The sequence below is a fragment of the bacterium genome (genome assembly GCA_035380285.1).
Lineage (GTDB): Bacteria > Auribacterota > Erginobacteria > Erginobacterales > DAOSXE01 > DAOSXE01.
The window spans coordinates 106807-117809 of sequence record DAOSXE010000004.1 but is presented as its reverse complement, the minus strand read 5'-3'; the positions used below and the strand labels follow the sequence as shown (position 1 = coordinate 117809).

8 protein-coding genes are annotated in these 11003 nt (G+C 66.7%); 2 read left to right on the top strand and 6 right to left on the bottom strand.

The annotated features are described in order from the left end of the window. Positions 1-476: 476 nt before the first annotated feature. Positions 477-2039, bottom strand: coding sequence for an amidohydrolase family protein (locus tag PLZ73_02675; protein ID HOO76773.1), 1563 nt, complete (start codon positions 2037-2039; stop codon positions 477-479). Positions 2040-2101: 62 nt separating this feature from the next. Here PLZ73_02675 and PLZ73_02670 point away from each other — a divergent pair, with 62 nt between their 5' ends. After that, a complete protein-coding gene (locus PLZ73_02670; protein HOO76772.1) occupies positions 2102-4066 on the top strand; it encodes a tetratricopeptide repeat protein in 1965 nt (654 codons plus the stop codon). 21 nt (positions 4067-4087) lie between these two features. Here PLZ73_02670 and PLZ73_02665 read toward each other — a convergent pair whose 3' ends face one another. From PLZ73_02665 to PLZ73_02645, 5 genes are read right to left on the bottom strand one after another with little or no spacing between them, the layout of a single operon-like run. Then, positions 4088-5614 carry a protein kinase gene (locus tag PLZ73_02665; GenBank protein ID HOO76771.1) on the bottom strand — a complete coding sequence of 509 codons (1527 nt, stop codon included), beginning with the start codon at positions 5612-5614 and terminating at the stop codon, positions 4088-4090. A 13-nt stretch (positions 5615-5627) separates the two neighbouring features. Next, the gene (locus tag PLZ73_02660; protein ID HOO76770.1) at positions 5628-6701 is read right to left on the bottom strand and encodes a mechanosensitive ion channel; all 1074 of its coding nucleotides are present in this window, start codon (positions 6699-6701) and stop codon (positions 5628-5630) included. Further along, positions 6698-7534, bottom strand: coding sequence for an ABC transporter substrate-binding protein (locus tag PLZ73_02655; GenBank protein ID HOO76769.1), 837 nt, complete (start codon positions 7532-7534; stop codon positions 6698-6700). Before PLZ73_02655 ends, PLZ73_02660 begins: the two co-directional genes overlap by 4 nt. Then, positions 7521-8468 (bottom strand): PD-(D/E)XK nuclease family protein, encoded by a 948-nt coding sequence (locus tag PLZ73_02650; protein HOO76768.1) that lies wholly within the window; start codon positions 8466-8468, stop codon positions 7521-7523. The genes PLZ73_02655 and PLZ73_02650 overlap by 14 nt, the downstream gene beginning before the upstream one ends. 6 nt (positions 8469-8474) lie before the next feature. After that, positions 8475-9422 carry an L-lactate dehydrogenase gene (locus PLZ73_02645; GenBank protein ID HOO76767.1) on the bottom strand — a complete coding sequence of 316 codons (948 nt, stop codon included), beginning with the start codon at positions 9420-9422 and terminating at the stop codon, positions 8475-8477. A gap of 191 nt (positions 9423-9613) precedes the next feature. Between PLZ73_02645 and PLZ73_02640 the strand changes: the two genes are divergently transcribed. After that, positions 9614-10939 (top strand): outer membrane protein transport protein, encoded by a 1326-nt coding sequence (locus PLZ73_02640; GenBank protein ID HOO76766.1) that lies wholly within the window; start codon positions 9614-9616, stop codon positions 10937-10939. The last annotated feature ends 64 nt before the right edge of the window (positions 10940-11003 follow it).

The window sequence follows — 11003 nt, the reverse complement described above, 5'->3', positions numbered from 1 at the left end:
AGCCCCAAGGGGGCCGTGGCAGAGGGGTTTTTCTCTATGCTCCATGCTCTATGCTTTCTCGACCATGAAGTCCATGAAGGGGGGGAAGAAGCGGGTTCAGGGTTCAGGGTTCAGGAAGGGATCAGTCCACAGACCTATCTGCCGGCAGGCAGGCCTGCCTGCCGCAGGCAGGTCCGTGGTTCTCCCTTCCCCCAATCAGAGTTAATCAGAGAAATCAGGTGCAATAAGGGGTCACGGGTCAGGGTTCAGGGTTCAGGAGGAAACATGCCGTGGCCCATCTATCTTCTCCCTCCCCCTACATGTCCTACATGCCTACATGTGACAATGTTTCAGAGGCCGTGGTGGGGGGCTACTGAATTCTGAATACTGTATTCTGAATTCTTCCCCCAATCAGAGTTAATCAGAGTAATCAGGTGCAGAAATCTCTAGGGGCCGAGGTAGAGGGCCTGAACCCCGAACCCTGAACCCTCGCCCCTCTACTCCCCCAGGAAGCGGCCGGGGCGGGCGCCGGTGCACTTTCCTTCCTGCGCCACCGTCACGCCGTTGACCATGACCAGGTCGATCCCCCGGGGAGGGCGGCGGGGGCGGTCGTAGTCGGCCCGGTCCCGGAACCGCCGTGGATCGAGGAGCACCAGGTCGGCGGGGCCCCCGGGGAGGAGCCTCCCCCGGTCTTGCAAGCCGGCCCAGGCGGCGGGGCCCGAAGTCATCCGGGCGATCGCCTCCTGGGGAGCGAGCCGGCCGGAAAAGACGTAGCGCTCCAGAAACCGGCTGAAGGTCCCGAAAGCGCGGGGGTGGGGAGCCCCCTCCCCCGCGCCGGGAAGAAGAGGCCGGGCCGAGGCGTCGGACGCGACGAAGCAGAAGGGGCTGGAGAGGACCAGGTCCATGTTCTCCTCCGACATCCCGAAAAAATATGCCTCCACCCGCAACTCCCGCTCGACCAAAAGGTCCAGGAGCGTTTCCACCGGAGCGCTCCCGCGCTCGGACGCCAGGGACGCGAGGCTGCGGCCCCGGAGGCGGTCTTCGTCCGGGCCGGGCGCCGAGGCGACGACGACGTTATCCCAGTCCTTCTCCCCGACGGCTTCGGCCAGGCGGCGGCGGGCGAGCGGGTCGCGCAAACGCTCCAGTTCCGCCGCTTCCCCCCCCTCCCAGGCCCAGGCCGGCAGCAGGATGTCCAGGTCGGTGCAGCCGGCGGTGTAGGGATAACGGTCGCAGGCGACGCGCAGGCCCCGGTCCCGGGCGGTCGCGATCGCCTCCAGGGCCCGGGGCAGCTTCTCCCAGTTGGAGCGGCCGCCGGCTTTGAGATGGGAAACCAGAAGGCGTACCCCGCAGCGCTCGGCCAGGGAGATAGACGCCTCCAGCGACTCCAGCAGCCGGTCCGACTCGCTGGCCAGGTGCGTCGACCACAGCCTCTCCGCCCGGCCCGTCGCCGCCAGCACCTCCACCAGCTCGTCGCCCGGAGTATACGCGCCGGGGGGATAGGGCATCCCGGTGGATATTCCCCGGCTGCCTTCCTCGAAACTCGCCTCCAGCAGCCCGAGCATGCGCCGGCGCTCGGCGGCGGCGGCGGGGCGGGCGGCGTAACCGACCACCGAACCCCGCAGGTTTCCCTGCCCGGTGAACGACGCGAGGTTGACGGCGATGCCCCCCTCGGAGAGGGCGCGGCGGTAGCCGGCCAGGTCCCGGAAATCCGGGTCCAGGTCGGGGTTCTGGTCCCGGACCCTCCGCAGACGTTCCCCGGCCAGGGGAAAGGCGGAGGAGCCGCAGTTGCCCACCACTTCGGTGGTCACCCCCTGCAGGATCTTTCCCTCGGCGCCCCCGTCGCGCAGCAGCCAGAAATCAGAATGAGAATGGACGTCCACGAATCCGGGTACGAGCCAGCGGCCCTCGGCGGCGACCGTCCGGGCCCCGGGGGGAGCGGCGCCGGGGAAACCCAGGATCTTCCCTTCCCCGACTAAAACGCCGGCCCGACGGGGCGGAGCGCCGGTCCCGTCGATGAGTTCGGCCCCGCGAAAATACAAGGTTTCTGGCTTGAGCGTCACCGGATCCGTACCTCCGCCCGCGGCCGTCCCGGCCGCCGACGGTTCATGGTACAATGTAGCGCATGAACCGAAACCGGGAAAGATGGATCGTCCTGGCGGTCCTGGCGCTGGGAGCCGTTTTCCGGGCGGCCTGGTTGAAGTCCCTGGCCGGGACCCCTTACCTTTCCGTCCCCTCCCTGGACGCGGGCTACTACCTCTCCTGGGCCGAATCCCTGGCCTGGGGCGGAGGCGGAAGCCCCGCCGGCTTCGCCGGGAATCCCCTCTATCCCTACCTGCTTTCCCTCTGCCTGAGGATATTCGGCTCGATCGCCCTTCCCGCCCGGGCGGCTCAGGCCGGCCTCGGGGTTCTCACCTGCCTGCTGGCCTGGAAGACCGGCCGGGAAACGGCGGGAACGGCGGTCGGCCTGGCCGCGGCGGCGATCTGCGCCGGAGCCGGGATCCTGGTCTTCTACGAAGCCTGGCTGCTTCCCGTCACCCTGGAAGTTTTCTGCCTGGCGGCGGCGGCGGCGGCCCTGGCAACCGCGGCCCGAACCGGCTCGACCGGAGCCTGGTTCGCCGCCGGACTCGCGGTCGGGGCCGGGTTCCTGGCCCGGGGAACCCTGGTACCGGCGGCGGCCTTCCTGGCCGCCGCGGCCGCTCCCGGCCGGAAAGCCCGGGCCCTGGCGGCGCTGGCCGCGGGAACGATCGTCGTTCCCGCCCTTTTCTTCCTCGGGCCCGGAGCGGGGGCTCCCCTGGTTCCCGCGCACTCCGGAGAAAATTTCTATATCGGCAACCGCGCCGGCGCGGCCGGGGTCGGGAATATCCCCGAATTCGCCCGGGCGCTGCCCGAGCTGATGCACGAAGACTTCCGGGCGGAGGCGGTCCGCCGCGGCGGGAGGCCGCTCGATCCGGGCCAGAGTTCCGCGTACTGGTGGAGAGAGGGCCTGGCCTTCATCGGTTCCCGGCCCTTTTCCTTCCTGGGCCTAGCCCTGAAAAAAATCCTGCTGTTCTTTTCCGGCGGCGAATACCCCGACAACTACCACCCCGCCTTCTTCCGGGAGCGGTGGCCACCGCTGGGGATCCTGTCCTGGCGGCTCATCGCCGCCCTGGGGTTGGCCGGAATGGCGGCGCCCCGCGACCGCAGGCGGTTTCTTCCTCTGTACCTGTTGTGCGGGACCTGGGTTCTGGGGGTTTCCCTCTTTTTCGTGGTCGATCGGCTCCGCGCCCCCCTGGTTCCGGCGCTGGCGGTCTTCGGCGCCGAAGCCGCGGCCGGTGTCTTCCGGGCGCTCCGGCGGAAACGGGCGGCGGCGGCCGGGGGACGCGCGGCGCTGGCGGCCGGTCTCTTTTTCCTCCTGGGGATTCCCGGTCCCGGAACCGGAACCGGCCAGTTTTTACTTCAGGCCGCCGAGATCAATTATCGGGCGGGCGATTACCGGCAAGCCTGGGACCTGACCGGCCGCGCGGCCGCCGAACCGCCCCGGGGGGAAGCCCGCGCCGTCCGCTGGGAACAGCGCCTGGAAACCGCCCGGGGAAAGATCCTCCTGGGCCTGGAGCGGTATCCGGAAGCGAAACGGGCCTTTGCCCGGGCCCTGGCCGGTTCCGGGACCGCGGCGCGGCAACGGGATATTCTCCTCGATGCGGGCAACGCCTACGCCGCCCATCGCCGATGGCGGCAGGCCGCCGCAGCCTACAGGCGGGCCGAGGCGTTGGATTCTGACTATCCTGCGGCCCATAACAACCTGGGCCTGGCCCTGAAACAACTCGGGGACGTCGCCGGGGCGGAAACCGCCTTCCGCGCAGCGCTCCGGGCGGACGGGACCTACGCCCCCGCCCTCGCCAACCTCGGGAACCTGGCCCTGGACCGCGACGACCTCGGCGAGGCGGTCTCCTGCTACGAGCGGGCGTTGGCCCTCGACCCGGGAATGGTCAAAACCCGCTACGCCCTGGCTTTCGCCCTCACCCGGATGGGAGACCGGGACCGGGCCGCCCGCGAGATCGACAGGCTGCCGCCGCCGCTCCGCGAGCGGATCCTCAGATTCGGGCGCTGAACCGGGGAACGCCGTTGGAATTCACGGCGCCCAGGAGGCCCACTTCCGGGCGGCGGCGGGATCGTTGAGCCCGTCACGGCCGTAGACCCGGGCCAGGGCCCGGGCGGCGGTCACGGCCTGGGGGGAATGCGGGTAGGCCCGGACCAGTTCTTCCAGGGCCGCCGCCGCCGACTGGAGGACGGCCTTGCGGTCGGAGCCGAAGATGGACTCGAAGAATCCTCCTTCCGAGCCTTCCTTGAGCAGCCCGATCCGCAACAGGGCTTCGGGGGCCTCGGCGGCGGCCGGCCAGGAATCCCGGACCCGGCGGAGGAGGAGGACGGCTTCCTCCTCCTTCCCCAGCTGTTCGGCGAGAATGATCGCCCGGCGCAGGACGGCGGCGGGGGCCAGCTTGGAGGCTGGGTCCGTCTCCACCAGCTCCCGGTAATCGGAGGCGGCTTCCGCGTACTCGCCCTCCTTTTCCCGCAAACCCCCGGCGCGGAAGAGCGCGTGGTCAGAGAGGGGGGACCCGGGGTGCGCCCGGGCCAGCCGCTCCAGTTCGCGGGCAGCTTCCGGGCCCTTCCCTTCCCGCTCCAGGAGCGCCGCCCGGGAAAAAGCGGCCTTGAGGTCGGCGGGGGCGAACGCGTATTCCGCCCCGGGAAGCCCGGCCTGGAGGGAAGGCCGGACCAGGTAGAAAACGGCGGCGGCGGCGGCGGCCAGAAACGCCGCGCCGGCGCCCCAGAAGACCCGGGCCCGCCAGCGGCGCGGCAGCCGGGAAACCGACAGGAAACGCCGCTTCTCGCCCCCGAGGTCGGCCAGGAGGTCCTTCACGTCCGCGTACCTCCCCCGGGGGTCGTTGCGCAGGCACCGGAGCACCACCCGGTCCAGGGCCGTCGGGATCATCCGGCGGCAGTGGCTGGGGAGCCGGAAACTTCCCAGGGGCAGGTTTCCGGTCAGCATCCGATAGAGGAGCACCCCCAGGGAATAGATATCCGAGCGGGGATCGGGAGAACTCCTTCCCTCTCTCAACTCCGGCGCCATGTAGTTGAGGGTTCCCAGCACTTTACGATCGTGCTCCCTGGTGATCTCCCCGTCCTCGGCCCGGAACCGTCGGGCGGCGCCGAAATCGGAGACTTTCGCCCCGGTCAGTTCCCGGTCGAAGAGGATATTGGACGGCTTGATGTCGCCGTGAACGATCCCGGACTCGTGGGCCGCCTGTATCCCCCGGCAAACTTGCCTGAAGACTTCCAGGGCCCGAGACGGCTCGAGGCTGCCTCCGGCCAGAAGGTCGTCGAGCGAGGGGCCGTCCAGGTACTCCATGGAATAGCCGTACCCGTCCGCGTCGTCGAGCACTTCGACGATTCCCACGATATGAGGGTGGCGGAGCGCCGCCGCCGCCCGGGCCTGTTCGAGAAACGCCGCCCGGGCCTCGGCGTCGGCCTTCTCCCCGGGGACCGGGAGCTTCAGGGCCACCGCCCGCTTCAGGGAGGTGTGCCAGGCGCGGAAAACCGTTCCCGTACCCCCTTTCCCGATCTCCTCCAGAATCCGGTATTGTCCGATAACCCGTTCCATTCGGCCCGAGTCTTCAGTCGCAGCGGAAAACCATCCTCGTCCCGCCCATCTCGATCTCGTCGCCGGGCTGCAACCGCCAATGCCGCACCGGCCGGCCGTTGACTCTGGTCCCGGTCCGGCTTTCGAGGTCTTCCAGGTGCAACCCTTCTTCCCCCCCGACCACGCGGGCGTGCTCCTTGGAAACCCGGGAATCGGCCAGCCGGATCGGGTTCCCTTCTTGGCGGCCGATGATGAGGGCCTCTTCGCCGATCGTGAACTCCTCTCCCGCTTGAGCCCCGGAGACGACGGTGAGGCGGGGAACTCCGGCCGGCGCCGGTTCCCGGCCCACCCTGACCGTGCGGATGGGGAAGGGAATCCGTATCCCCATCCGGCGGAAGGTTTCGTAGATCTCGATACGGAGCCGGGAAGCCGTTTCCGGGACCAGGTCGTAGTTGGCCAGCCAGTACCTGAGTTCGTAGGTGATGCTGAAATCGCCGAAATCGAGGAGGTGGACGTCGGGAGGAGGAGAATCGAGGACGTCGCTCACGGCCCGGGATGCCTCCAGCAGGGCCTGGCGGACCAGAAGCGGGGGATGGCGGTAATCCACTCCCACCCGGACCGACCGGCGGTGGAGGGGAGAAGGGTAATCGTAGTTGGTTATCTCCTGCCGGGCGATCACGCTGTTGGGAATAACGGCCAGGTTGTTCTCCCGGGTCCGAACCTTGGTCGTGCGCCAGGAGATCTCGGTGACCACTCCCTCCTGTCCTCCGACCATGACCCAATCGTTGATGCGGAACGGCTTCTCCACCGAGAAGACCACGCCGGCCAGAAAATTGATGAGGATGTCCTGAAGAGCCAGACCGATGATGGCGGAGAATACGGTGGAACCGATCACCAGCCCGGTCAGATTGAGATCGGGGTAGAAGAACTTGAGTATGACGATCAGGGAAAAGACCCAGACCACTCCCACCAGGACGCGCCGGATCAGGGGAGGAACCGCACCCTCCCTCCCCCGGCGCCCCAGCCGGCGGAAGAACATCCCCAAGACCACCGCCACGGCTACCCACGTCGCGGCGACCACCGCGACCGGCAACAGCGCTTCTTTCACTCTGCCGCCTGGTCTCCGCGGGTGGGACGGATTCTGGCGGGGAGGTCGGCCAGGTGGCCGAACCATTTTTCATACAAGCGGTCGTACTCCCCGCTCTCGTCCAGCCGGATCAGGGCCCCGTCGATCTGCTGCTGAAGGGCGGAGTTGGTTCGGGCCAGCATGATCCCGTAATCCTGGACGTCGAACCCTTTTTCCTGAATCTTGAACTTATACTGCCGCCTCAGGAGTTCGTAACTGAGGATCTCCTCGTCCATGACGATGACTTCGACGTCGTTGCTGTTGAGGGCCCGTTCCAGGCGCTGGGGGGAATCGTAGGTCTTGCGGGTGGCCTTGAGGTTCTTGCGCACCCACTCCTCGCTGGTGGTCCGGCGCTGCACCCCCACCCTGATGACGGCGGAGAGACCGTTTTTCCAGTTGAGCGAGTTCCAATCCACGTCGCGTTTGGTGGCCGCGGCCAGGCTGGTGCGGAAATACGGACGGCTGAAGATGTAGGATTTCTCCCGGTCGGGAGTAACCGTAATCGAAGCCATGGCGGCATCGGCGCCGCCGGTGTCCAGGGTGCTGCCGAAGGAGGGGAGGTTGAACGAACGCTTGATCCACTTGACGGGCATGCCCAGCTCGCGGCCGATGGCCTCGCCCAGATCGTATTCAAACCCGGTGGAAGCGCCGTTTTCGACGTAGGAGAAGGGAGGCGAGTCGAAATCGCTTATGATCCTGAGTTCCGGGGCGGCCGTGGGCGCTGGCGCGGGCGCGGGGGCCTGGGCCGGACCCGAACCGGGGAAGAACGCCAGCAGAGCCGCGGCCGCGGACGTCAAGTACTTAGCCATATTCATCGGCAACCTCCCTGATGGGGTGACAAATCTCTTGAAACTGACAGTAATCGCACATTTTTTTGTTATTTTGCATCGGGAACTGTTCCATGTCCAGGGGAAGGTTCTCCCCGGGGTCCCGGAGGTAGGCGCCCATCCGTTCCATGTCCCTGACCACCGTCTCCCGGGCCAGTTCCCGGGTGCGGTCGTCAAGATCGAAGGTGTCGACCTCGCCCGAGCCCAGGTAGACCAGACTTCCCCTGGCGCCGGCCGCGGACCCGATCCGGGCGTCGATCCAGAGCCCCACCACCTCCAACTGCAGACGGTCCTCGGAGCGGGATTTCCCCGTTTTCCAGTCGAAAGCGGTCACGGCCCCCTCCAGCCTCACCACCAGATCGGGGTTGGCGATGGCCTCGAACGAACCGACCGGAAAGCGGGTGGCCTCGCTGAACGCTCCGCCGGCGGTGTCGACCCAGAGGAAATCCTCCCGGGCCAGGGAAGCGAGGCGCCCCAGGAGGGGCATCTCCCGGCAGGCCCGTACGGCGCCCCGGGCCTGCTCGGCGTACCCCAGGAGTTTTTCCCGAGGGGGAACCCGCCGATAGTAAAGCTCGAAGAGGGGCGGGAATTTCTTGGGATTGAGCCGCCATTTCTCGTCGAGGTTGTCCTTCCAGACGCGCCGGAGCATCCTCACCGGCTCTTCCGGGTCCAGGGACCGGGGCTGGCCGTTGCGCAACGCCCGGAAATGCCGGGCCAGGACCTCGTGAACCGCCTGGCCGACCATGATCGGCATCGTGGTCATTTTGCCGAGGCGGTAGGCCGCCTTGGTCAGGGGGTCTGCGTCCGGCTCCCATCCCCCCCAGTGACGGTAATAACGCAGGTAGTAGCGGCGCTTGCAGTCGTCGAAAGTGCCGATCCTGGTCTTGGACCAGTTGAACGGATTGCTGAGTTCGGTCCCCATGGGAAGCTAAAGGTGGAGGTCCTCGTAGACCTGGCGCAGGATCCGTCCGGAGGCCGACAGCTGTTCCTGCTCGTGCGGGCTGATCGGCCCCGCTATCACCTGCTTGACCCCCTCCCGGTCCAGGATAACCGGGAGGCTGAGGCAAATGTCGGGGAGACCGTAAAAACCGGAGCAGCGGGTGGAGACGCTGAGGATGCTGTTCTCGTAGCGCAGAATCGCCCCCGCCACCTTGAGCAGGGAAAGGCTGACGGCCCAGTTGGTCGCTCCTTTGGACTCGATCACGTGGTAGGCCGACTCCCGGACCTTCCGACTGATCTCCTCCTTGAGTTCGTCGGAGCCGTCGCGGTTGCAGATATGGCAGTAGTCGTCGAAGGAGATGCCCGCGATATTGACGCGGCTCCAGAGCGGAACTTCGCTGTCGCCGTGTTCCCCGATGACGTAGGCCCGAACGTCACGGGTGTCGACGCCGCAATGCCGGGCGAGAAAAAACGAGAACCGGGCGCTGTCGAGGGCGGTGCCCGAACCGATGATGTGATGCGGGGGCAGGGAACAGACCCGGTGCGCCACCATGGTCAGGATGTCCACCGGGTTGGTGACCATGATGATCACCTGGTCGCCCAGGTAGCGGTTCATCTCCTCGACGATCCCCTTGATGATGCCGGCGTTGCGGCGGGTGAGGTCGAGACGGGTCTCCCCGGGCTTCTGCGCCGCCCCCGCGGTGACGATGATGATGGCGGCGTCCCTGCATTCGTCGTAGCCGCCGGAGCGTATCTTGACCGGAGGGACGAACACCTGCCCGTGGTTGAGGTCGGAGACCTCGCCTTCGGCCCGCTCCCGGTTGATGTCGACCAGGACCAGTTCGTCGACGAGCCCGCTGTTGACCAGGGTATAGGCGGTGCTGGCGCCGACCGAACCGGCGCCGACGATCACGATTTTACGGTCCTGGGCGGACATCTCTTCTCCGGTGGCGTATCCGATTCCTTTACCCGGATACTACGTTGCCGGGGAGGGGCCGTCAACCGGATCCGGACCGCGGCCGCCAAATAATCCCTTGACCGGTTCCGGGGTCGAGGTTTAGCTTCGGAACGGTCTGCCGCGGGGAAAGGCCCCACGCGGAACCGATTCGCCAACGGGAGGTGCGGACGATGAAAAATCTTTGGATCGCAACCATTGCCGGGGTGGCCGGCCTGGTTATCGCGGTTTCCGGAGCTCAAGCTTCGGGTTTCGCGCTTTTGGAACAGAGCGCGAAGGGTCTGGGCGAAGCCTTCGCGGGAGGAACGACGGAAACCGACGATCCCGCCGCGATTTTTTACAACCCCGCCGGGATCGCCTTCATGGAACGGGACGCGGTTTCGGCCGGCTTAAGCGTGGTCACGATCAAGATGGATTTCGAGAACCAGGGGTCGTACACCGCCGCCGGAACTCCCTTGCTCGGTCCCGACTCCACCACCGATACCATGGGATACATCCCCAACGCCTTCGCCGCCTTCAAGGTCGCGGACAACATCAGCGCCGGGATCGGAATCACGGTGCCCTTCGGGTTGAGCACCCGCTACGACCGCGGCTGGGTCGGGCGTTACCATGCGGTCAAATCCAATCTGAAAAGCATCGATATCAGTCCGGCGGTCGGCTGGCAGATCATTCCCGGTCTTCTCTCCGTCGGCGGAGCGGTCAATATCCAGTACCTCGACGCCACCCTGACGAACTCCGTCGACTTCGGGACCATTCTCTCGGGCGCCGGAACGATTCCCCAGACCCTGGACGGGTACGCCGACATGAACGGAGACGACTGGGGAATCGGCTACAGCCTGGGAGCCTGCCTCCTGCTCACCGAAACCACCTCCGTCGGCATCAACTACCGTTCCAAGATCGACCATACCATCGACGGAGACGTCGACTTCACCGTTCCCGTGCAGGCCCGGGCCATTCTCGACGCCATCGGCATGTCCAACTACTTCGTCAACACGGGGGTGGAAGCCGACTTGACCACCCCCGCCTCGCTCTCGATGGGGATCGCCCAGATGCTGGGTTCCTCCTTTAAAGTCATGGCCGACCTCACCTGGACCGGCTGGAGCTGTTTCGACCAGTTGGCGGTGGAGTTCGACAGCGGCCAGCCCGACTCGGTCACCCTGGAACGGTGGTCCGATACCTGGAGAATCGCCCTGGGCGTGGACTGGTATCTTACCCAAGCCGTCACCCTGCGGGCCGCGACTTCGTACGACGACTCCCCCGTCTCCAAGAACTACCGCACCCCGCGCATTCCCGACAACAACCGCCTCTGGCTGGCCCTGGGCGTGGGGATCGACATCACCGAGGACCTGACGGTGGATGCATCCTATCTGCACATCTTCATGAAAGACATGCAGAGCAACCTGGTCAACTCCCAGGACGCCGCCAAGGGCTTCCTGATCGGCGAATACCAGGATCCCGCCATCGACGTGGCCTCGCTCGAGTTCACCTACCGTTTCTGAAACACGCCGAAACGGAACGGGAAAAGCCCCGGCGGGCGCGGCCCGCCGGGGCTTTTCGGCGTTT

Excerpts from the sequence above, each read along its gene's own strand:
- PLZ73_02670 (HOO76772.1), top strand. The coding sequence starts at position 2,102 with ATGAACCGAAACCGGGAAAGATGGATCGTCCTGGCGGTCCTGGCGCTG.
- PLZ73_02665 (HOO76771.1), bottom strand. The coding sequence starts at position 5,614 with ATGGAACGGGTTATCGGACAATACCGGATTCTGGAGGAGATCGGGAAA.
- PLZ73_02655 (HOO76769.1), bottom strand. The coding sequence starts at position 7,534 with ATGAATATGGCTAAGTACTTGACGTCCGCGGCCGCGGCTCTGCTGGCG.
- PLZ73_02650 (HOO76768.1), bottom strand. The coding sequence starts at position 8,468 with ATGGGGACCGAACTCAGCAATCCGTTCAACTGGTCCAAGACCAGGATC.
- PLZ73_02645 (HOO76767.1), bottom strand. The coding sequence starts at position 9,422 with ATGTCCGCCCAGGACCGTAAAATCGTGATCGTCGGCGCCGGTTCGGTC.
- PLZ73_02640 (HOO76766.1), top strand. The coding sequence starts at position 9,614 with ATGAAAAATCTTTGGATCGCAACCATTGCCGGGGTGGCCGGCCTGGTT.